General features: G+C 29.5%; 17 protein-coding genes and 5 pseudogenes. 8 read left to right on the forward strand and 14 right to left on the reverse strand.

Annotated features, from left to right (window positions below; translation table 11 throughout):
* The first annotated feature begins 4 nt into the window (after positions 1-4).
* The 6 genes and pseudogenes from DJ007_RS08505 to DJ007_RS15945 all read left to right on the forward strand — a co-directional run bounded on the left by DJ007_RS08505 (position 5) and on the right by DJ007_RS15945 (position 5793).
* Positions 5-652 carry an HAD family hydrolase gene (locus DJ007_RS08505; protein WP_129409213.1) on the forward strand — a complete coding sequence of 216 codons (648 nt, stop codon included), beginning with the start codon at positions 5-7 and terminating at the stop codon, positions 650-652.
* 1 nt (position 653) lies between these two features.
* Positions 654-1731 (forward strand): annotated as a pseudogene (gene rfbG / locus DJ007_RS20205) (CDP-glucose 4,6-dehydratase).
* A gap of 2 nt (positions 1732-1733) precedes the next feature.
* Positions 1734-3030 (forward strand): annotated as a pseudogene (gene rfbH, locus DJ007_RS08515) (lipopolysaccharide biosynthesis protein RfbH).
* 61 nt (positions 3031-3091) lie between these two features.
* Positions 3092-4488 (forward strand): annotated as a pseudogene (locus DJ007_RS08520) (TldD/PmbA family protein).
* The gene (locus DJ007_RS15940; RefSeq protein ID WP_206076253.1) at positions 4478-5065 is read left to right on the forward strand and encodes a PmbA/TldA family metallopeptidase; all 588 of its coding nucleotides are present in this window, start codon (positions 4478-4480) and stop codon (positions 5063-5065) included. Before DJ007_RS08520 ends, DJ007_RS15940 begins: the two are co-directional and overlap by 11 nt.
* Before the next feature lie 125 nt (positions 5066-5190).
* Entirely contained in the window at positions 5191-5793 is a 603-nt protein-coding gene (locus DJ007_RS15945) for a metallopeptidase TldD-related protein (RefSeq protein ID WP_240739410.1), read from the forward strand.
* A 30-nt stretch (positions 5794-5823) separates the two neighbouring features.
* Here the strand turns inward: DJ007_RS15945 and DJ007_RS08530 are convergent, their stop codons facing one another.
* Positions 5824-6621: a MalY/PatB family protein gene (locus DJ007_RS08530; protein ID WP_240739411.1), complete on the reverse strand. Its 798-nt coding sequence runs from the start codon at positions 6619-6621 to the stop codon at positions 5824-5826.
* 26 nt (positions 6622-6647) lie between these two features.
* A complete protein-coding gene (locus DJ007_RS15950; protein WP_206076254.1) occupies positions 6648-6986 on the reverse strand; it encodes a beta C-S lyase family protein in 339 nt (112 codons plus the stop codon).
* A 167-nt stretch (positions 6987-7153) separates the two neighbouring features.
* Between DJ007_RS15950 and DJ007_RS08535 the strand changes: the two are divergent.
* A pseudogene (locus DJ007_RS08535) lies at positions 7154-8856 on the forward strand (oleate hydratase).
* Positions 8857-8942: 86 nt separating this feature from the next.
* On the opposite strand, the gene DJ007_RS08540 reads toward DJ007_RS08535, so the two are convergent.
* The 12 genes and pseudogenes from DJ007_RS08540 to DJ007_RS08595 form a co-directional block, all read right to left on the reverse strand.
* Positions 8943-9503 (reverse strand): TetR/AcrR family transcriptional regulator C-terminal domain-containing protein, encoded by a 561-nt coding sequence (locus tag DJ007_RS08540; protein ID WP_129409214.1) that lies wholly within the window; start codon positions 9501-9503, stop codon positions 8943-8945.
* A gap of 1111 nt (positions 9504-10614) precedes the next feature.
* A complete protein-coding gene (gene oraE, locus DJ007_RS08545; RefSeq protein WP_129409215.1) occupies positions 10615-12807 on the reverse strand; it encodes a D-ornithine 4,5-aminomutase subunit OraE in 2193 nt (730 codons plus the stop codon).
* Positions 12807-13178, reverse strand: coding sequence for an ornithine aminomutase subunit alpha (locus tag DJ007_RS08550; RefSeq protein WP_129409216.1), 372 nt, complete (start codon positions 13176-13178; stop codon positions 12807-12809). Before DJ007_RS08550 ends, oraE begins: the two co-directional genes overlap by 1 nt.
* A pseudogene (gene ortB / locus DJ007_RS20210) lies at positions 13178-14587 on the reverse strand (2-amino-4-oxopentanoate thiolase subunit OrtB). Before ortB ends, DJ007_RS08550 begins: the two are co-directional and overlap by 1 nt.
* Positions 14584-14889, reverse strand: a complete 306-nt coding sequence (ortA, locus tag DJ007_RS08560; protein WP_129409217.1) for a 2-amino-4-oxopentanoate thiolase subunit OrtA — start codon at positions 14887-14889, stop codon at positions 14584-14586. Before ortA ends, ortB begins: the two are co-directional and overlap by 4 nt.
* An 11-nt stretch (positions 14890-14900) precedes the next feature.
* Positions 14901-15896 carry a 2,4-diaminopentanoate dehydrogenase gene (gene ord / locus DJ007_RS08565; protein ID WP_129409218.1) on the reverse strand — a complete coding sequence of 332 codons (996 nt, stop codon included), beginning with the start codon at positions 15894-15896 and terminating at the stop codon, positions 14901-14903.
* Between the two features lie 263 nt (positions 15897-16159).
* Positions 16160-17395 carry an MFS transporter gene (locus DJ007_RS08570; RefSeq protein ID WP_129409219.1) on the reverse strand — a complete coding sequence of 412 codons (1236 nt, stop codon included), beginning with the start codon at positions 17393-17395 and terminating at the stop codon, positions 16160-16162.
* A 139-nt stretch (positions 17396-17534) separates the two neighbouring features.
* The gene (locus DJ007_RS08575; RefSeq protein ID WP_129409220.1) at positions 17535-17795 is read right to left on the reverse strand and encodes a hypothetical protein; all 261 of its coding nucleotides are present in this window, start codon (positions 17793-17795) and stop codon (positions 17535-17537) included.
* Between the two features lie 5 nt (positions 17796-17800).
* A complete protein-coding gene (locus tag DJ007_RS08580) occupies positions 17801-18253 on the reverse strand; it encodes a hypothetical protein (protein ID WP_129409221.1) in 453 nt (150 codons plus the stop codon).
* Between the two features lie 9 nt (positions 18254-18262).
* The gene (locus tag DJ007_RS08585) at positions 18263-19903 is read right to left on the reverse strand and encodes a tetratricopeptide repeat protein (protein WP_129409222.1); all 1641 of its coding nucleotides are present in this window, start codon (positions 19901-19903) and stop codon (positions 18263-18265) included.
* 13 nt (positions 19904-19916) lie between these two features.
* Positions 19917-21239 carry a sigma-54-dependent transcriptional regulator gene (locus DJ007_RS08590; RefSeq protein ID WP_129409223.1) on the reverse strand — a complete coding sequence of 441 codons (1323 nt, stop codon included), beginning with the start codon at positions 21237-21239 and terminating at the stop codon, positions 19917-19919.
* On the reverse strand, positions 21232-21741 hold the full coding sequence (locus DJ007_RS08595) for a hypothetical protein (protein ID WP_129409224.1): 510 nt from the start codon (positions 21739-21741) through the stop codon (positions 21232-21234). Before DJ007_RS08595 ends, DJ007_RS08590 begins: the two co-directional genes overlap by 8 nt.
* 135 nt (positions 21742-21876) lie before the next feature.
* Between DJ007_RS08595 and DJ007_RS08600 the strand changes: the two genes are divergently transcribed.
* Complete coding sequence (locus DJ007_RS08600) at positions 21877-22605, forward strand: hypothetical protein (RefSeq protein WP_129409225.1); 729 nt, start codon at positions 21877-21879, stop codon at positions 22603-22605.
* The last annotated feature ends 10 nt before the right edge of the window (positions 22606-22615 follow it).

Here is a 22615-nt window from a genome sequence, read left to right on the forward strand (position 1 = left end):
AAATATGTCTTATAAATATCTCTTTTTCGACATGGATGGAACACTTTTTGACACATCAGAAGGAATAATATATTCAATGAAAAAAGCCTATCAACTTAATCATCTAAAACCATTGGAAGAATCAGAAATTGTAAAATTAATAGGTCCCACACTTGATGAAATAATGAACATATTATTTAAAGACGATTCAGAAATAAAAACTAAAGTACGAAATGATTTTCGACAAATTTATGCCACCGAAGGTGTTTTTAAACTACAATTATTTCCAGATGTAATTAAAACACTGGAACAATTACTCAATAAAAATAAAGAAATGTATATTATAACCTCAAAACCACTTATTTTTGCAGAACAAATATTAGAAAAATTCAACATGTCAAAATTTTTCAAAGAAATTTCTGGTGTTCCACTTGAAGGAAAAATCCCACCCAAATCCGAAAGATTAAAGGATTTAATAAAAAAACACAATATCCCTATAAATGAAAGCATAATAATCGGAGATACTCAAAGCGATATAAATGCAGGAAAATATAATAACATCGATATTATATGCGTAGATTTTGGTTTTTGTAAAGATATAAATTATCTCAAAAAAAATTGTTCATATGTTATAAGCTCTTTCAGAGAGATTCTTAATATAGTAGGTGAATAAAATGAAAAAATTCTACAAAAACAAAAGAGTGTTAATAACAGGTCATACAGGTTTCAAAGGTTCGTGGTTAACATTATGGCTACTAAAAATGGGAGCTGAAGTAATAGGGTATGCTTTAGATCCCTACACAGAAAAAGATAACTTTGTTCTCTCAAAATTATCGGAGAAAATTATAGATATTAGAGGAGATATAAGAGATTATGATAATTTAAAAAGCGTATTCAATAAATATAAACCAGAAATAGTATTTCATCTGGCTGCACAACCACTGGTAAGATTATCATATGAAATTCCCAGAGAAACTCTTGAAACAAATATAATGGGAACAATAAATGTATTGGAAGCCTTTAGAAATGAAAGAGAGTCAAAAATATTAATTAATATAACCTCCGACAAATGCTATGAAAATCAGGAATGGATATGGGGATATAGAGAAAATGATCCAGTTGGAGGATATGATCCATACAGTGCAAGCAAAGGGGCAAGTGAAATCGTATCAAATGCATATTTAAAATCTTTTTTTAACCCAGAAAAACCCAACGAACAAAAAAAGCAATAGCAACTGTAAGGGCTGGAAACGTAATTGGTGGCGGAGATTGGGCTAAAGATAGAATAATACCTGATTGTATAAGAGCACTGGAAAAAGATATTCCAATAGAAATAAGAAGTCCTGATTCAGTAAGACCATGGCAACACGTATTAGAACCGTTAAGTGGGTATTTATTATTGGGTTCAAAAATACTGGAAAATCCAGAAAAATACAGTGGTCCATGGAACTTTGGACCTCATTTAAATTCAATAATAACTGTAAAAGAAATAGTAGAAAAAGTAATAAAAAATTATGGAAAAGGTAGTTGGAAAGATATATCAAACAAAAATCATCCACATGAAGCAAAATTATTAAATCTTGATATCAATAAAGCAAGATTTTATCTCAATTGGGAACCAACACTGAATATAGAAGAAACAATAAAATTAACTACCGATTGGTATAAAAATTATCAAAAGAAGATGTATATAATCTATGTATAAAACAAATAGAATATTATGAAAGTAAAATAAAGTGGCTGGAGGAATAAAAATGGAAGAGTTAAGAAAAGAAATAATAGAACTCACAAAAAATATGCAAAAAATAAAATAAAAAAAGAATTTATTCCCGGAAAAACAATGATACCCTTTGCAGGTAGAGTATTTGATGAAGAAGAATATATAAATCTGGTAGAAGCATCATTAGATGGATGGTTAACAACAGGAAGGTTTGCAGAAAAATTCGAATATGAGTTTGCTAAATTCTTCGGTATAAAAAGCGTTATTCTTGTAAATTCCGGATCATCTGCCAATCTTCTGGCATTAACCGCATTAACTTCAAAAAAATTAGGAGAAAGAAGAATAAAACCTGGAGATGAAGTAATAACAGTAGCTGCTGGCTTTCCAACAACAGTAAACCCTATAATACAAAATGGAGCAATACCAGTATTTATAGATGTAGATATACCAACATACAATATAAAGGCAGAAGAGATAGAAAAAGCAATAACAGAAAAAACAAAAGCAATAATGATAGCACACACATTAGGAAATCCATTTAATTTAGATATTGTAATGAATGTAGCAAAAAAATATAATCTCTGGGTAATAGAAGATGTATGTGATGCAGTTGGATCAACATATAATGGGAAACTTGTAGGAACATTTGGGATATAGCAACTGTAAGCTTTTATCCAGCACATCATATAACAATGGGTGAAGGAGGAGCGGTATTAACAAATAATTTAGAATTAGAAAGAATAATAAAATCATTTAGAGATTGGGGAAGAGATTGTTATTGCGAACCTGGAGTTAGTAATACATGTGGAATGCGTTTCAAACAACAATTTGGCACATTGCCATTTGGATATGATCATAAATATGTATATTCACACATAGGATACAATTTAAAATTAACGGATATGCAGGCTGCAGTTGGTGTAGCTCAATTAAAAAAATTACCGGAATTCATAGAAAAAAGAAAAAGGAATTTTAAACTATTAAAAGAAGGATTGAAACAATTTGAAGAATATCTAATATTACCCGAACCAACACCAAATAGTGACCCATCATGGTTTGGATTTCCAATAACAGTAAAAGATAACGACATATTTTCACGATGGGATATAGTAACATATCTTGAAAAAAATAAAATAATGACAAGGATGCTATTTGGCGGAAATCTTACAAGACAACCGGCATATGAAGATGTAAAATATAAAATTCATGGTAATTTAACAAATACAGATATAATAATGAATAATACATTCTTTATAGGGGTATATCCAGGAATAACCGATGAAATGATTGATTATATTATAGATACATTTAATAGTTTTTTTAACCAGTAATTCGCTTTGCGAATTACTGGTTTTTATGTTATAATTGAATGTACTAAAATAACGGGGTGAGATGGTGTTAAGTAAAGAATTAATTAACGAAATTATTGGAACCGTATTAAAATACGGGGGCGATTTTGCAGAAGTGTTTGTAGAAAAACGATATAGTAACTCATTTGAAATGAAAAATGGTAATTTAGAAAACGCTTCTTCTGGAAATACTTTTGGAATAGGTATAAGAGGTTTTTTAAACACTCAGGCAGTTTATGCGTATACAAATGATTTGAGCAGGGAAAGCTTATTAAACGTTGCAAAAAGAGTGGGAGAAGCTTTAGGTGAAATAAAAGCAAAAGATTTAACATTAAATCTTACTGAAAGAAAATTTGAAAATAAACATGTTGTTTTGTTATATCCAGAAGATATAACAAAAAAGAAAAAAGTTGATGTGATGAAAAGAGCATATGCAGCTGCAAAAAATTATTCAGATTTAATAAAACAGGTTGTTGTAAGATATTGGGAATATAATCAAAATGTATTAATTGCTAATTCTGAAGGTATTTTTGTTGAAGATAATAGAGTTAGAACTCGTTTAATGATTTCTGCTGTTGCAGAACACAATGGTGTTATGGAAACTGGATTCTATGGCCCTGGTGCCGGTATGGGCTTTGAGTTTTTTGATAGAATAGATGTTGAAGAAGCCGGAAAAGTAGCTGCAAGAACAGCTGCCAAAATGGTAAAAGCGGATCCTGCTCCTGCTGGAAAATTTCCGGTTGTTATTGCAAATGAATTTGGTGGAGTTATTTTCCATGAAGCTGTTGGTCATGCATTAGAAGCTACATCTGTAGCAAAAGGCGCTTCTGTTTTTGCAGGAAAATTGGGTCAAAAGGTTGCTGCAGAATGTGTATCGGCTGTTGATGATGGAACTATTCCAAATGCATGGGGTTCAACGAATGTAGACGATGAAGGGACTCCAACAAGAAGAAATCTTTTAATAGAAAAAGGTGTATTAAAAGGTTATATGATTGATAAATTAGGCGGAAGAAGAATGAATATGGAACCAACAGGTAGTGCAAGAAGACAAAATTATACATTTGCTCCAACATCAAGAATGACAAATACATTTATTTTACCTGGTGATAATTATCCAGAAGAAATAATTGCAAATACCGAATACGGTATATATGCTAAAAGAATGGGGGCGGTTCAGTAAATCCTTCAACAGGAGAGTTTAATTTCGCAATTAATGAGGGTTATTTAATAGAAAACGGAAAAATCACAAAACCTATTAGAGGCGCAACATTAATTGGAAAAGGTTATGAAATAATACAAAAAATAGATATGGTAGGAAACGATATAGCAAGAGGTCAGGGAATGTGTGGTTCAATTTCTGGTAGCATTCCTGCAGACGTAGGACAACCAACTATAAGGGTTTCTGAAATAATCGTTGGGGGCGAAACAAATGAAATATAATGAATTTAAAGATAAAATATTCAAATTAGCGAAAGAAAAAGGATTTGAAGCTCAAATTTTATATTCTAAAAATTATGAATTTTCATTAAGACTTGCTAATGGTCAAATGGATGAATATAAAGATGCAAATAGCAGTTCAATATCCTTAAAAGTATTAAAAGATGGAAAAGTTGGTTCTGCTTCAACCACTATTTTTGATAGTCCTGAGAAATTATTGGAAGAAGCTATAACAAACTATGAAATAATTGATTCCGAAGAGGAAAACCTCTTTTATGATGGTTCAGGAGAATATTTAGATATTAAGTCATATTATGGAGACTTCGAAAAATTAAGCGTAAAAGAAAAAATGGAAAAGCTGAATAAAATGTATGAAATTGCTTCATCTGATGAAAATATCATGATGGTTCCTATGACTGTTTTAGGTCATCAGGTAAGAGAAATATCTATGGCAAATACTCTTGGTTTGGATAAAACATATAAAGGTGATGGGGATATGCTTATCTTTCTGTTGTTGCTAAGGATAAATCACCACGTTCAGGATTCTGGTATGGCCTTACTACAAAACCAGAAAATTTAAATATTGAAGAGATTAGTACGAAAGCCGTAGAAGAAGCTAAAGCAAAGATAGGTGCAAAATCCGTAAAAAGCGGAAAATACAGAGTAATATTTAGAAAGGACGAATTTGCTTCATTGCTTTCTACAATGTTAATACCTATGATTTCTGCAGAAAATGCACAGAAAAACATGTCTCCTTTAAAAGGAAAAATAAGAGAAAAAATTGCAAGTGATATATTAAAAATAAAAGATGTGCCATTCTACGAAGGTTCATTATCAAATGCCGCTTTTGATAGTGAAGGAGTACCAACAAAAGAAAAAAATATTATAGGAAATGGCGAATTTAAAACATTTTTATATAATTTAAAAACAGCAAAAAAGGAAGGCAAAAAATCTACTGGCAATGCTTCAGGAGGAGGTATAGCTCCAATAAACTTATTGGTTGAACCAGGAGAGAAATCATTTGATGACTTATTAAAAGAATTGGATAATGGAATTATAATAACCTCTTTAGAAGGATTACATTCAGGTGCTAATCCGGTTTCTGGTGAATTTTCATTAGGAGCTCAGGGATTAAAGGTTGAAAATGGTAAAATTGTTGGTGGAGTAGAACAAATTACTGTTTCTGGTAATTTCCTTGATATTTTAAAGAAAGTAGAAGCTGTGGGAAATGATATGTGGATTTCCTTTGGTGGAACAATTTCACCTTCTGTCATCATCTCTGAAATAGATATCGCAGGTAATGAGTGATTTAAATAAAAGGATTGTAGTGGATAACCACTACAATCCTTTTATTGCATTTTTTATTCTATTACATGCTATTTCTATATTTTTCCTTGATGTTGCTATGTTCATTCTCATAAATCCTTCTCCACCTGGACCAAATGTACTTCCAGAATTCATCCCAACCTTAGCTTTCTTTTCTAATAATTCTTTTAATTCATTTTGAGATAATCCTAATTGTCTAAAATCAAGCCATACTAAAAAAGTCCCTTCAGACTTTGTAACTTTCACTTCTGGAATATTTTTCTCAAAGTATTCTTTTACATAATTATAATTGTCCTCGATATATTTCATAGTTTCTTTTAACCATTCTTTACCATATTTATATGCTGCGTTTGCTGCAATAATACCTGCTATATTGTGTAAATACAATCCAGAACGTTGTATCCAATTTTTAAAAATTCTTCTTAATTTATCGTTTTTTATAACCGTAAAAGCATAATGAAATCCAGCAATATTAAATGTTTTACTTGGAGCCATTAATGTAATGGTATTTTGTGCTATATCCTCTGAAATAGAAGCTATTGGTATGTGATTTACATTTTCAAATGTCAGGTCTGCATGTATTTCATCTGATATTATTAATACATCATGTTTCAAACATAATTCACCTATTCTTTCCAATTCTTCTTTGCTCCAAACCCTTCCAATTGGATTATGAGGACTACAAAGGATAAACATCTTTGATTCTTTCAATTTTTCTTCAAAATCGTCAAAGTCAATTTCATATCTATTATCTTTCAATACCAATTCGTTTATAACTAATTCTCTATTATTATTTTTAACGGAACTCATAAACGGAGGATAAACAGGGGTTTGGATTAATATTTTATCCCCGGATTCGTATACAATTGAATAGAAAAATTTAATGCCGGTATTACACCATGTGTAGATAATATCCAGTTTTTATCAACTTGCCAATTATGCTTGTATTCAAGCCAATTTATAATGTTCTCTTCTAATTCTGTTGGTTCATATGTATATCCATAAACACCATGATCTATTCTATTTTTTAAAACTTTTATAACTTCTTCAGGTGCTTCAAAATCCATATCTGCAACCCACATAGGTAATACATCTTTATCTAAAAATAAATTTTTATTCCACTCATACCAATCCCATTTAATAGAATATGTTCCTCTTCGATCTACATATTTCATCACTATCCCTCCCGAAAAATTATAGTCATAATATATAATATCACATTTTTACACAAATCATCCAATATGTTGCAAATTTGCACAAATAAAGGTTTTTGATAATTTACAACACAAAAAATAAGAGTATACTAAAATTACTTGAAGATTTTGGATGAAGGAGTGATAACATGGGCAGCTATCAATTAAAATATCATGCAAAAAAACCTGAAGGAATAGAAAACAAAAAAGCATATCTCGTTGGTTCAGGAATTGCAACATTAGCAGCAGCTTTTTTCTTAATAAGAGATGGCCATATGGATGGAAAAAATATCACCATATTTGAAAGGAAAAACGTAAATGGTGGAGCATTAGACGGTGCAGGAAACCTTGAAGATGGTTATATAATTCGTGGCGGTAGGGAAATGGAAGAACATTACGAATGTACATGGACTTATTTGGTGATATTCCAACATTAGAAGATCCAGAAAGAACTGTTTTAGATGATATGAAAGAAATCAATGATTGGGATCCCAATGTTTCAGCAAAAAGGGTAATTCAAAATAGAGGAGAAGAGGTTGATTCATCTACTTTAGGATTAAAAGATCATCACATAAAACAATTAACAAAACTATTTTTAGCAAAAGAAGAAGATTTAGGTGACTTAACTGTAGAACAATTCTTTACTCCAGATTATTTTGAAACAAATATGTGGTTATTATGGCGTTCTATGTTTGCTTTCCAAACATGGCATAGTGTTGTTGAAATGAAAAGATATATGGAAAGATTCATACATTTATTACCAGGAATGACAGAATTAAGAAATATATTATTCTCAAGATATAATCAATATGACTCATTTGTATTACCTTTAGTAAAATGGTTAGAGGATCATGGAGTAAAAATCGAAAATAATACATTAGTTACTGATTTAGATATTGAAATTTCTGGTAAAGAAAAAGTTGTAACTGGAATTCACTTAGTTCAAAATGGTGAAGAAAAACATATAAAAACTACGAGAAACGATTTGGTGTTTGTAATCAACGGTTCAATGACAGAAAATTCAACACTTGGAAGTATGGATAAAGCTCCAGAATTAAATAGAGAATTAGGACCTGTATGGAGTTTATGGAAGAACATTGCTGCAAAAGATCCATCATTTGGAAGACCTGAGGTATTTTATGAAAATATCGATAAAACAAAATGGGAGTCATTTACTGTAACCTTTAAAGATTCAAAAATAGCTGATATTATTAAAGACCTTACAAATAGAGATCCTTATTCTGGAAGAGTTGTAACTGGTGGAATAATTACAATAAAAGATTCAAATTGGGGAATGAGCTTTACATTAAGCAGACAGCCTCACTTTGCTAACCAACCAGATGATGTATTGGTATTATGGGCATATGGTTTATTTGCTGATAATGAAGGTGATTATATTAAAAAGAAAATGAGCGAATGTACTGGTGAAGAGTTATTAAGAGAATTATTATACCACATTGGTGTAGAAGGAGAATTAATGGAAGAAATTGTTGATAGTGCAATAGTTATTCCTGCAATGATGCCACATATTACAAGTCAATTTATGCCACGTGTTAAAGGAGACAGACCAGAAGTCGTTCCAGAAGGCAGTGTAAATCTGGCATTTCTTGGACAATTTGTTGAAATAGAAGGCGATTGTGTATTTACAGTAGAATATTCTGTTCGTTCTGCAATGATAGCGGTATATAAATTATTAAATCTTGATAAACAGGTTCCAGAAATTTATCCAAGTAAATACGATATTAGACATATTATCAATGCAACAAAAACATTATATGGAAATAAACCATTACCAGGAGAATTTTTTGTAAAAAAATTATTAAAGGATACCTCATTAGAAGGATTATTATAAATTCAAGGGCTCGCAAGAGCCCTTGAATTTATACGCAAATAAAATATTAAAAAAATAATCCTAAAATCCTTCACGAAGTGAAGTGTCTATGAGCCATTTTCAAACTTCTTTAATGATCTATATATATCGCCTTCTATTATTTTACTTAACTTTTGAGTTAAAGTTTCTGGATCTTCAATCATTTTATGTTTTATCCAATCTATTATTACACCGGTAAGTGCTATTTCATAAAATTTCACAACATCTTCTTTCGATCTTTCTGAAACATTTAAATCCTTAGAAATATCCTCTACAACATCATATATTAATTTCGCGACATAATCATAAAGATGGTCTTCAAGACGGTTCCTGTCTATAGAATTATATGCATTTAATACTACCCTTTTATTTTCCTTTAAATAATTTAAAATACTAACAAAGCCCTTTTGCCATGTATCATAGGTCTTGTTTTCACCAAGTATTTCTTTTACTTCTGTTATAAATGTCCATTCTAATAATTCATATATATCGTGAAAATAATAATATAATGTTCTTCTATTTACCCCACAATCATTAACCACATCATTCACCGTAATTTTCGATAAAGGTTTTTCTTTCATTAATTTTTTTAATGAATTTGCAAGTGCTCTTTTTGTTATTTCCGACATAATCCTACTCCTCGTTATTTATTATCACTTAAATTATATCACAACATTTTTATCATGTGATATATTAATTCATAGTTTAAAATTTGAAAATATATGGTAAATTTTTTTATTTGTATTGATTTTCACTTTTTTCTTTAATATAATATTATTTGGGATATATGAAAATCTAAATTATATTTCAAAAAAATTATCAGGAGGGATAGAATGGAATTCACTTTAACAAGCATTATTAATATTTTGAATTTAATCTTTTCAGTTGTTATTTTATTTGTAGTAATAAAATTATCCTATGTTGTAATGAAATACCCTTAAAAAATAAAAATGATAATTCTGGAAAAATACAAGATATTAATAAAAATGGTAAAAACTGAAAATACAATTTAATAAATATTGATTTAATGATCCATATTTCTGAGTAATAAATGCTTTTTTATAATTTTTAAAGGGAGAATTATGATGTTAATACTAAGTGATTTATTATTAGTAATATTTATTATCATGATTTTTATTTTAAAACAAAAATACAAAAAATTTTTTTACAGATATTATCCAATTTTATTATTAATATGGATAATACTTGGACTATATTTGAAATTTCATTTTCTTATATTATTAGGCCCTATTTTTATAACATGTTTCGAATACAAAAAAATTAATAATAATTATACAGGAATTTTACTAATCATTATAGGAATATTCTCTGGTTTTACTATATTTGAAATTGAGAAAAGTCTATCATTATACATAGTCTCTTTAATTTTAATAAGCTATTTTATTATTTCACTATATAAAAGTGTAATAGCTGTATCTCTTTTTTCTTTGAGCTTTATTTTTTTAAATTCCATTTTGAAATTTACCTCGATAGAAAATCAATATTTAGTATATGAAATATTCTTATTGTATTTATTAATAAGCTTATTCAGTTATATTTTTATGCTGATAACTCAAAGAATAAATCGAAAGAGTAAAGCATGAAATCATTAATAATTTTGTGTAAATAATAAAAACCTCTGCGATTTTGATATGATACCTCCAGAGTAGACAGTGTAATTAATTAAAAATACACTGAACTACGAGGAGGTATCATATCAGATTTTCGCAGAGGTTCTTATTAATCTTGCATTTCTTTTAATTTTTTAGCAATAAATGTTGCAACATGTGCTCCTTTTGTTCCTCTTCCAAATCCTGCATCCATTCCGTTTTCCTTTGCCATATCATCATTTAATTGAGTTCCGCCAACAATAATCATTAATTTATTCCTTACACCTTTTTCAATAGCCAATTGATGTAATTTCTTCATATTTTCCACATGAACATCATTATGTGTAACAATCATGGAAGCCAATATAGCCTGTGCTCCGTATTCTATAGCAGCATCTATCATTTTTTCTGGTGGAACACTGGTACCAAGGTATTCATATTTAATTCCATATTTTTCTATACCGCCGTGCTTAATATCTAATATTTCCCTTATACCAACATTATGTTCATCATTTCCTACTGTACCAGCTACTACCTTTACTTTATGTTTTGCAAAGAATTCAAATAATTCATCATCTGACATAACCTCTGGTTTTTGAGGTAATACCAATTCATCTTTCTTTATTGCAAATGGAACCTTAGCCTTTAATTCAACATATGTTGCTTCTGTTGGATGAAGAACTGTTTTTGAAATAACCTGTGCATCTTCAAGTCCCATTCTTTTACAAATTTCAAGTGCTGCAGCTTCTGCATATTCCTCTGATTCAGGAATTGTCATATCAAGTTGAATATAACCGTCATAGCTCCATTCAACCTCTGGTTTTATTAAATTATTTTCTCTATACTCTCTTATTTTATCCAATCTTTTATATACATTATCTTCATCATCTAATTCATCTATGTATTGAATTTTATCAGGGTTACATAATGTACATCCACCTATTAAATCACATGGTTTTTCTAAACCTTCTGGTAAATTATTATATCCAAAGTGATGACAAACCGGTGCCATATAATCCTTATCTCTTGGAACTACAGTTCCTGCTCCAATGCCGCCATCTTTCTTTCTTACTATACCATCGCCCATTCTTTCAGGATATTCTCCATTATCAACAAACATTCCATTTTCTACTGCCTCAAAGTATCCGCCCATTTCAACTATTTCTTCAAGCATTAATATAGCTCTCATTTTTAACTCTCTTACTTTTTCTCTTACATTATCCCAATTTACCTGAACCATTTCTTTTATTCCATCAAGTGCTATTAATGTATGTTTAGCAGTTTCTACCCCTCTAATAGAATTAATATGCCATGGAACATTTCTTCCTTCATCTGGAGTAATTGTTGATTGAATATCTGCTTTTGTTAATCTGGAAATTAATGTATCCAATACATGTATTCTTGTTGCGTCAAATAAGTCTGATTCAATATATCTTGTATTCATTTGAGCTCTGAATTTATAATCCTTAAATAATTCTCTTATTGTTAGAGCATATACAAAGTTTAATCTGAATTCTGGTGTTGGTGAAACTATTGGTGGAACTGTTGATAATGCTATATTTTCTTTTTTCATTCCTGCTTTAACTGAATACAATGAATTAATTGCATGTTGTACCAATAATTCCGGCATAACCTTCCATGCAAACTTTGCTGATGCATTTGCATTATGAGCACCATCTATTTGAAGCATGTCAACAGATGCCATGATTTTCTTTGCAACTGCAGCATCAACAAATGATCTAATCATGTTAATTCCTCTATATAATACATTATATTGAGGGTCCTGGTGAGCTCCGTTTACTCCTTCTTCTGCAAATAATACTGCAACTTCTGGACCTGCAACACCAGAAACATAGCTATGGAAATTAATAGGTCTTCCTACTTCTTCTTCTATTAAGTCTAAAGCCTTTCTTGAAGCTCTTAATTGTTTTCTTGTTATAGGAATTCCACCTATACCTTCTGGAGTTCCTTCAATTAAGCCATCCATATGACTTTGACCCAATGTTCTAATAACCATTATATGGTCCGCACCATGCCATGCAGCCATTCTCATTCTTCTAATATCTTCTTCAAATCTACCTGAAGCAATTTCTGATGTAATAACTTCCTGAGGTTGTGGATCTATATTTTTGAAATAATGTGCCGCTGGTAAAGCTACAAAATTCTTTAATGGTTTGCTTATTTCATAATATTCAAAATCACCAATTTTTGTCTTTGGAGGTAATTTTTCTCTCCATGTCCAGCCTTTTCTTTTTGGTCTGTATTTATCTAAATCCTTTAAAATTTCTTCTACATCTAATTTTTTATTAGGCTCAAGTTTCATTATTTATCGCCTCCATGAACAAAGATTCTTTCTACGTCATCCCAGTATTTACCCGCTATCAAGTCTCTTCCTGCCTGTATATAATCAATATTATGCTCTTTAGCTATTGTGTATACAATATTCCCTGCACCTTTTCCTAAGATATGTTTTTCAAAGAATTTATCAACTAAAGCTTTGGCTTCCATTGAATTAAAACCCATTCTTAAAAGTACAGATCTTTCTACAGAAGGTGATGTATGTGTTGAAGCTAAATCTATTAATGGATCTACAACTTTTTCCACTAAATCCCAGAAATATTTATCTAGTTCTTCATCTGTCATATTCATCAAATGTTTAGCTCTTTCTTCAAAATCTGATTTTCTTGGTTCCATTACAACATTACCTCCTTAATAAGTTTTTCAACTTCTTCTTTGGTTATTCTCAAATCTTCTGCTATAAATTCTTTTTCTTTTTCTGTGTATTCGGTTTTTCCATATCTTTTTTTAAGCTCTTTAATGTAAGACTTTCTTAATTTCTCTAATGGATATTTTATTACCCCAATTTTCGATGGATGATCTGGTAATACAATATTTTTTCCAGGAATATCTTCTTTAATTGGATCACCAAATTTAATTTCAATGCCGTTTTCTTTTGCAAATGTCAATTGTGCAGAAGGCAGCTTACCTGCTCCTGTATATTCAGTTTCATTTACAACTATTATCTGATCTTCATTCATTTCCATAGCTAAAGCAAATGCTGCAGCTAAAGATGTATTTCCAGCAGGTCCTCTTTGCATTCCTTCTATATTCGCAAGCATTTCTGTGATATAGAAAACTTCACCTTGAGTAACCAATACATATTCATCCATATATCTTAATGGCCTTGCAGCATTTCTTGGTACATCTGATCTATCAGGAAATGTAGCAAAAGGTATTCCAAAGCCGGTATGACCTGTTGTAAAAGATTTTTTATTAAAATCATTATCTGATGCCATATGTAATCCATGCAAATCCACACTGGCACCTATGATTTTGGTATCAGTTGCTCCTACCTTTTTAAGACCTCTTGCTGTTCCTGTTAAATTACCTCCACCTGCATGTGTAATTACCACAGCATCTGGATACTTTCCAAATTGCTTCATAGATTGTTCTGCAATTTCATATCCAAGAGTTTCAACTCCTGCAATTCCAAATGGAGTATATAATGATGCATTAAAGTATTCTGTTTCTTCGAGCAATACAAGAAAATAATAGAATAATTCTGGCCCACTGTTAATTGAACAACTTCTGCGCCATATGCTTCACATGCCTTGCCTTTTCAAGGATTTCTGGTTGTCCAATACCCTTACTATCATAACATTCCTGAACTATTATAGATTTTAATCCTCTTTTTGAAGCCTGTGATGCAACTGCTGCACCGTAATTGCCGCTGGTTGCAGCCATAACTCCCTTATATCCATTATTTTAGCTCTATATGCACTAACAGATGCTCTTCTATCTTTAAACGAACCTGATGGATTTGTTGCTTCGTCTTTCACAAAAATTCTTGCACCTTTTCCTTTTGGTGCAATTTTCTTAATTAGTTTATTTATATTTTTTAATTCTACAAGTGGTGTATTACCAACACCTGTTTCAAGCTGAATGTTTCTAATTTCATCGACACTATATCCAGCATCTTTCATCATTTCTTCATAATCAAAGGCTATACCTTCAACTTCATATTTTGTATAATCAACACCTACTGATTTTTTCATTATTTCATTTTTTCGTGCCATTACTGCATCATAACTCATATCTCTCATCTTTGATCACCTTCGATCATTTCTCTTAATTGTTTTCCTACCTGTAATAATTCTATTACTGGCTTTCCAAAATTATGTTTGTACTCTGGATAAATTTCTTCTAATTTACCTTCAACTTCTCTTCCAACAGGTGTTTCTATTTTTACACTATCTCCTATTTTAGCTTCATCATTTAATAAAAAACCCTTTATACGAATTTCCAGAGGGACACGTTTTGTGTCCTCTGGAAGATTATTTGCTCTTTGTTCCGGAGTTAATCCAACAAAGTATATTTGAACCCAGTCACCTTTTTTTGCGATCATATAATCATCTCCTATATTGTTAAATCACCTATTAATGCTCTTGGAACAGGTAAATCTGCCATTGATAATAATCCTGATTCTGCTTCAATAACTGAAGGAATCATATTAGTTGCTACAGCAATTGTACCTTTTCCTCCAGGAATTTCTGGTTTAATGGATAAATTAAGATTTGGATCTCCAATAATTTCAATGTAATCTCCTGTATCTACATTTTCTAGTTCTGGTCTAACCTGTTGTGGATGTTTTAATTCGATAACCAATTTTCCATTCATATATGCCCTTGCTATATGGTTACATCCTGCAACCATTCCAGGTTCAACTCTTACATACTTTGTTTCTCTTAAAACATTTGAAACTATTGGTTCCCTTGTTTGTTCAATTTTATCAATATTCCAACCTAAAGCATCTGCAATCATATATATTGATTGTTCAAACCCTATGTGTCCAACGATTTTTCCTGTTTTTAAACCTTCTTCAAACTCTTCTACTGTTGTTCCAACACCCTGTGTTTCCATAACTGTTGGACCAAATGGTGATAAATCATTGATTCTTGCTGCTTTAATTTGTTCTACGTTTAATGCAGCACCTGACAATGCTAAAATCAATGTATCTAATACAAATCCTGGATTAATACCTGTTCCTAAAACAGAAACACCATATCTTCTGGCAAGGTTATCCATTTCTTCGGCTTCATCTGGATGTGTATAAAATGGATATGCCATCTCTTCTGCAATTGTTATTACATTAATGTGTTTTTTTATAGCAATAACTATTTGCTCTTTTACAACTTCAACAAATGAATTTGTTGCTATTACAACTAAATCTGGATTGGTTTCATCTAACATTCTTTCTGGTGAATCATAAACCTTTAATCCAATTTCTCCTATTTCCAACAATTCTCCAACATCTTTTCCAACATATCTCGTATCATGAACTCCAACTAATTCCAATTCGTACTTTGATAAAATATTTCTTGCTATACCGCTACCCATTGCACCAAAACCCATAATGCTACTCTATACATAGTAACGCCTCCTTTAGGAAATATTAATATTATTTTTTTCTTACTTACGAAAATTTTAGAATTTTTTCACTTATGCTTTTTAAAAATGTAATTTTATACATTTTAATTTTATGAAATTTTTTTCATATAGTCAAATACGCATACTCAAACATACTAATACATGAACGAGTATACTCAATATGATTGGCCTTATATGATTATAATCCATAATTTTAACGATTTTTGGAAAAAAATAAAAGGTGATGCTTATGCATCACCTGATTCTTCTACTTTAATTAGCAAGATTGCTCCGATAATAAATAATATAGCAACACTTAATACTCCAAACCTGGAATTTCTTGTAATTTGCGAAAAAAAACCTACTAAGAAAGGGCCTATTATTGCTGCAAATTTTCCAAAAATATTATAAAATCCAAAAAATTCTGCTGATTTTTCTTTTGGAATTAGTTTACCATACAAAGATCTACTTAAAGCTTGAATTCCACCTTGAGATGTTGCAACAAGCATTGCAAGTATCCAGAAATCTACAGCCGTTTTAAGAAAATATCCATATATTGTAATAAATGTATAAACAGCTATACCAATAAACAACATACGCTTTACATTCCATTTTTGAGCTAACTTACCATATATTAACGCGAACGGAAAAGCTACAACCTGAGTTGCAAATAATGCCAGTAATAATTGAGTTGTTCCTATACCAACATCTTTACCATAAACTGTTGCCATTTTTATTATAGTTCCCACACCATCTATATAAAAGAAATACGCGAGCAAAAATAGAAAAATATTTTTGTAATTTTTTATTTCTTTAAATGTTTTTATAAGCCTTTCAAAACTATCTTTTATAGGCGTTTCGGATTTCTCAATATAATATTCTTGATGAACATTTTTAAGTAATGGGATTGTAAATATTGCCCACCATAACGCAGTTATAATAAAAGCTAAACGAGTTGATGTTAGAGTACTTGATAAACCTATAATTTGAGGTTTCATAATTATAGCCATACTTATAATAAATGGAATTGTACTGCCTATATATCCCCATGCAAAACCGCTGGCTGATATCCAATCCATTTTTTCATCTGTTGTAACATCAATAAGCATGGAATCATAAAAAATATTTGCACCAGCAAATCCAATTGCTGAAAAAATGTATATGATTAAACATTGAAGCCAATCTCCTTCACCAACTGTTGATAATAAGAAAGTTGAAATTATACCAACTAACCAAAAAAAGGTTAAAAATCTTTTTTTTACGTTTTTGTAATCAGCAATTGTTCCAAGAATAGGGGCTAATAGAGCAACAATTATTGTAGCTATTGTATTGCCATATCCCCAATATGCTGTGGAAAGATATCCTTCAATATTTTTTGCTGCAACTTCTTTAAAAAAGATTGGAAGAACTGCTGTTGTTACAATCAATGTATATGCTGAATTAGCCCAGTCATACATAACCCAACTTTTTTCTTTTTTTGTCATTTTACCCTCCTGAAATATAACAATTAAATATTCATATGTATAATAATTTTCTCGTTTTTAAATTCGAAATTTTTTAAAGCTATGTTTCTGGTAATGATATTTTCTGGAATATATATATAAATCTTATTCTTATCGATTTTCATATATTTTGGTATTTTTTTTGATCAATAAAGTTCAATGGTAAATTATGTTCAAACTCATATATTCCACATAACATTTCTGGAATTTTTGAAATCCTTATTATATATTTAAATAACAAAACTCGTATAACTATAGAATTATCTTTAAAGGATATTTTTGTAGACAGATTAAATATTTTTCTTATAAATTCTGATGATGAAAATTTTATTATTCTATTTAAAATATCTACAATAAAATCCCTATCTATACTTATTTCCAAAATATCTACTCCTCATATTTTAATGTTAAAAGAAATTCTTTATTTTTTACTTCAAAAGATTCTATATTTAATGCATTAAATAATGGGCTTATATTTTCGGGATACTTTATTTTTGAAAAATTAATACCAATTTCATTATCTTTTGATTCAAATCCATCTATAAATTTTGAAATAATAGAAAATATACCTTCCAGGATTTTTCTGACACCTTCATCACCAGATAAAATAAATTTTAAAGATCCATCTGCTAAAGATGATGGTTTTTCTTTTAATTCTATCAAAGAATCAAATAATGCATTTTTATTAAATATGTTCACTTCTATCTGAAAATGAATACCGTCTTCCCGCATTTCTACATTCAAATTTTTTAATCCTTTAATTGATGCATTTTCTTCAATTAGTTTGTCCACCAACCCATTTATAAAGCCTTCATCTAATTTAATACTCATTTCAGACATATTTTCACCTCACAGAGTTTCCAATTCTTCCATTAAAGAATTGTATTTCAATTGATCTTCCGAATAATAACCCGCCAGTATTTTTATAACGTTTTTAAATTTTTTTTCATATTTCATAGGATTTTCTAAGTATAATTCTTTATACACTTCATACGATTTTTCAAAATACTCCTTTGCTTTTTCATCATCCACTTTTTCACTATACAAACGTCCAAGATTAGATAAAATCATGGCTTTATCTTCTTTTGAAATTTTTAAGTTTCCCTGTATTTCATATGCTTCTTTTAAATATTTTTCTGCTTTTTCCAGATTTCCTGAATTCATTTCTAAACTCCCAAGATTATTTAAAGCGTAAAAAAGTTGTAAATCATATTTTCTATTTGCTTTTTCTTTTAATTTTTTTCTAATTTCTAAAGATGCTTCAAAATATTTTCTGGCAAGATCTTTTTTGCCAGTTTCTATATACATTGTTCCAAGATTATTTTGAATTACAGAAGCATTAAATTGCATATCAAGAGATTTACTATTTTCACAAATATTTAATGCTCGCAAATATGCTTTTTCTGCTTCACTAAATTTACCTATTTCTGCATTTAAATTACCCAAAATATAATAAATCGCATAATGATTTTCTTCAGAAATTTTTTCTTTTAATTTTTCTACTAAATTTATTAGCGAAATAAGAATACTTTCAGAAGAAGATACATATGATTTAATTTCTAGTATAGAATTTAATATTGAACTTGTATCTCCAAGGGCTATTGATATTAAATTTTTTAATAATACAACAATTCCTTCTTCTACCATTTTAATTTTTGAATCATAACGCTTTAATTCCTTTTTTAATGTTTTGTTTTGTTGCTTTAATTCTGTTATTTCTTTTTCATATTCTTCTAATTTCGTATTTAATCTTGACTCCAATGAATTCATTTTATTTTCCAAATTTAAATTTGATATTTCCAATTCTGGCATTATTATTTTTTCTTCTACTTTCTGATCAAGTTTTTCCAGATCTTCTACGTTCTCAATATCTATTTCTTCTGATACATAATCTTCTGAATTTTCTGAAAGTTCTTCTTCTATTTCTAACTCAGGGATTTCTTCGTTATTTTCTTTAGTTTCTGCCTCTTTATTATTCTCATTTTCTTCTTCTATGTCTAATTCTGGGATTTCTTCTTCTATTTCTAACTCAGGGATTTCTTCGTTATTTTCTTCAGTTTCTACCTCTTTATTATTCTCATTTTCTTTTTCTTCTTCTTCTTTTGCTTCTATGTCTAATTCTGGGATTTCTTCTGTTTCATCTTTACTTTCAACTTTCATGTATTCCACGGTTTCATCTAATTTTTGAGAATTCATTTCAGGAATTTCTTCTTCGATTATTGTTTCTTCATTTACCTTTTTTTCCAATTCTTCAGCTAATTTTTCAACATCTGCAACGTCTGGTTCTTCTGATTCAACCATTCCTAAATCGTCCAAATCCGTTATCTGTTCATTGAGCCCTTTTTCTTCAATACTTTCCGAACCAGCTTTTTCAGAAGCTTCAAGAGAATCCAAATCCATTAATTTATTAATCTCCTCTGCATCATTTAATAATTCCCCTAAATCTATTTCCTCTTGTTCACCCTGTTCTTTTTTTTCTTCTTCTGACATTTTTCTCCCCCAATCAATTAATTTCCCACTTTTTTAATTTTGAGAATAACGTCATTTTCGCTATACCTAATATATTAGCCGCTTGAGTTTTATTATTCTCTGTGAATTCCAGTGTTTTTAATATATATCTTTTTTCAATTTCTTCCAGAGTTAACCCAAGTGGTATTTTTATATATTCCAAACCTTCTGATTCTTTTATATTTTCAGGAATAATTGTTTTATCCAGAATATCTTTTGTTGCAATAGCCACCATTGAATAAATAACATTCTTTAATTCCCTCACATTTCCTGGCCAGCTATGTTTTAAAAGGAGTTCTAGAGCATCTGGATTTATTCCCTTTATATTTGTCCCAAATTCTTCATTAGCTTCATGAATAAAAAAATTAACAAGTTGTGGAATATCTTCTTTATGATTTCTTAAAGGTTCAACATTTATTTGAAAAACTGATAACCTAAAATAAAGGTCTTCTCTAAACTCTCCTTTTTCAACCATTTCTTTCAAATTCCTATTTGTAGCTGCAATTATTCTAACATTTATTTTTTTTGTTTTTGTTGCACCTATTCTCTCTACTTCTTTATTTTCTAATACTCTTAATAGTTTTACCTGCATATTTTTTGGCAACTCTCCTATTTCATCTAAAAATAAAGTGCCATTATTTGCCATTTCAAATTTTCCTGGTTTAGATTGTTCCGCTCCTGTAAAAGCACCTTTTTCATAACCAAATAATTCACTTTCAAATAATTCCGGTGGAATTGCCCCACAATTTACAGCAACAAATCTTTCTCTTCCGCTAATCTTATGAATAGACTGAGCTATAATATCTTTTCCGGTACCACTTTCTCCTGTTATTAAAACTGGTATATTTTTTTTTGCTATTAAATTTATTTTTTCTTTGATCTGTTCGATAAAACGTGATTTACCTATTATTTCAGGATATTCATTTAATTTTTCTCTTAACTTTCTTATTTCTTTTTTTAAATTAACTGTTTCAAGAACCCTGTTAACTTCATTAATCAATACTTTTAAGTCAACTGGCTTCTCAAGAAAATTGTAAACTCCTAATTTTGTAGCTTTTACTGCATCAGCGATATCGCCATGTGCTGTAATAATTATTATTTCACTGGTATAATTTTTTAATCTATCTATCAAATCCATTCCATTTACATCGGGTAATCTTAAATCCAAAATCACTACATCAGGGATTTCATCTTTTGCCAGATCCAATCCCTCTAATCCTCTCATTGCACAAATTGTATTATAATTAAATTTACTTAAAAAATCACACATTGTTTTGTTCAATACCTTATCATCTTCAATTACTAAAATCTTAGGCATTTTCCTCTCCTTTTGTTCTTTTTAAGTTTGAAAATATTCCTAAAATTAATCCAAGCACAAAACTCCATACAGCTGCAAGGGTAATTTGCCATTCTACAGGTAAAGAAAAAGTAACTGTATGTGCTGGAACCCAGAACCATAATAATGTAAACAACGCTCCTTTTAAACCTTCTGTTGGAACTTTTAATTTAGATATATTCTCCAGAAATCTATGAATAATAACTAACCATGGACCAAAAAAAGCATTGGTAAATAATGATTTGAAAAATGCCTGATATATTTTCCCGGAAGGTAAATAATGATGTTCAACTAATTCATTTACAAATCCATTAAAACCAGTAAATGCAAACTTTATAATGACCCCTAAAATTGCCCATACAAATGCTGAATAAATAATCTTAAATACAGATATTTTGCTTTTTGTTAGCAGTTTCGCTACTATTTCCCCTGCCGTTCCTAAAATAGCAAATTGAATCATTGCTGCAATTAATGGATTTTCCATGCTATAACCTCCTTTGTTTTTCTGTATTAATTATAACACTTTTTATTGTTCTATGGCAATTTATAAATTATTTTTATAATTTTATTGTCTATGATATAATAAAATTATATATTATATGCTGATAGGAGGGGGAAAATGGAAGAAACCATTGCTTCAACAATTTCAAATTTCATACAACAAAATCCAGAATCATTAAAAACATTATATTCATTTTCTGATTCATGGTATATTATTTTACCTATATCTATTATTTCTGTTTTATTTGCCAGAAAAGCTTCAAAAATTATTTTTTTCATTCTTGGTTTTTTAAGTAGTTATGTATTCATAATACCTTATTTGATTCAATTTGATTTTATAAAAGAACTCTTAAAGCAGGTAAAAAATTATCAAAATGTATCCTTTCTCATATTTTCTATTATAGTTGGAATATTAACTTATTCACTTTTTAAATCTTCCGCACAAATTGCTGGTTTCATATTAGGAGGAATCGTTGGTTTTGAAATTTCTGGCATTATATTAAAATTTTATCCTGAAATTTTTACTAAAATTGATTTTCTGAAAAATATTAATCAATCATATATTCCATGGATTTTTTCTATAATTATAGGTTTAATTATGTCTGTTATAATAACAAAGAGTTTTGATAATGTTGTAACCATTTTAACTATTTTAATTGCTTCAACAATATCTGCATTTTTCTCTGTTTTCGCTTTAGAAAATTCATTATCTCTAAAAATAGGGGAAAACACATTATTAAAACAAAACATTAATATTAGTAATGTTGAATTAACAACTATTGCTATTTTTTCTCTTATTTATATAATTCTTGGTTTTAAATTTAATTTTAAAAAATCTAATAAATAAGGAGTGTTAT

The sequence above is a fragment of the Marinitoga lauensis genome (assembly GCF_004135675.1).
Taxonomy (GTDB): domain Bacteria; phylum Thermotogota; class Thermotogae; order Petrotogales; family Petrotogaceae; genus Marinitoga; species Marinitoga lauensis.

Excerpts from the sequence above, each read along its gene's own strand:
- DJ007_RS08505 (WP_129409213.1), top strand. The coding sequence starts at position 5 with ATGTCTTATAAATATCTCTTTTTCGACATGGATGGAACACTTTTTGAC.
- DJ007_RS15940 (WP_206076253.1), top strand. The coding sequence starts at position 4,478 with ATGAAATATAATGAATTTAAAGATAAAATATTCAAATTAGCGAAAGAA.
- DJ007_RS15945 (WP_240739410.1), top strand. The coding sequence starts at position 5,191 with ATGTTAATACCTATGATTTCTGCAGAAAATGCACAGAAAAACATGTCT.
- DJ007_RS08530 (WP_240739411.1), bottom strand. The coding sequence starts at position 6,621 with ATGAGTTCCGTTAAAAATAATAATAGAGAATTAGTTATAAACGAATTG.
- DJ007_RS15950 (WP_206076254.1), bottom strand. The coding sequence starts at position 6,986 with ATGAAATATGTAGATCGAAGAGGAACATATTCTATTAAATGGGATTGG.
- DJ007_RS08540 (WP_129409214.1), bottom strand. The coding sequence starts at position 9,503 with ATGTCGGAAATAACAAAAAGAGCACTTGCAAATTCATTAAAAAAATTA.
- oraE (WP_129409215.1), bottom strand. The coding sequence starts at position 12,807 with ATGAAACTTGAGCCTAATAAAAAATTAGATGTAGAAGAAATTTTAAAG.
- DJ007_RS08550 (WP_129409216.1), bottom strand. The coding sequence starts at position 13,178 with ATGGAACCAAGAAAATCAGATTTTGAAGAAAGAGCTAAACATTTGATG.
- ortA (WP_129409217.1), bottom strand. The coding sequence starts at position 14,889 with ATGATCGCAAAAAAAGGTGACTGGGTTCAAATATACTTTGTTGGATTA.
- ord (WP_129409218.1), bottom strand. The coding sequence starts at position 15,896 with ATGGGTTTTGGTGCAATGGGTAGCGGTATAGCAAGAAATATTTTATCA.
- DJ007_RS08570 (WP_129409219.1), bottom strand. The coding sequence starts at position 17,395 with ATGACAAAAAAAGAAAAAAGTTGGGTTATGTATGACTGGGCTAATTCA.
- DJ007_RS08580 (WP_129409221.1), bottom strand. The coding sequence starts at position 18,253 with ATGTCTGAAATGAGTATTAAATTAGATGAAGGCTTTATAAATGGGTTG.
- DJ007_RS08585 (WP_129409222.1), bottom strand. The coding sequence starts at position 19,903 with ATGTCAGAAGAAGAAAAAAAAGAACAGGGTGAACAAGAGGAAATAGAT.
- DJ007_RS08590 (WP_129409223.1), bottom strand. The coding sequence starts at position 21,239 with ATGCCTAAGATTTTAGTAATTGAAGATGATAAGGTATTGAACAAAACA.
- DJ007_RS08595 (WP_129409224.1), bottom strand. The coding sequence starts at position 21,741 with ATGGAAAATCCATTAATTGCAGCAATGATTCAATTTGCTATTTTAGGA.
- DJ007_RS08600 (WP_129409225.1), top strand. The coding sequence starts at position 21,877 with ATGGAAGAAACCATTGCTTCAACAATTTCAAATTTCATACAACAAAAT.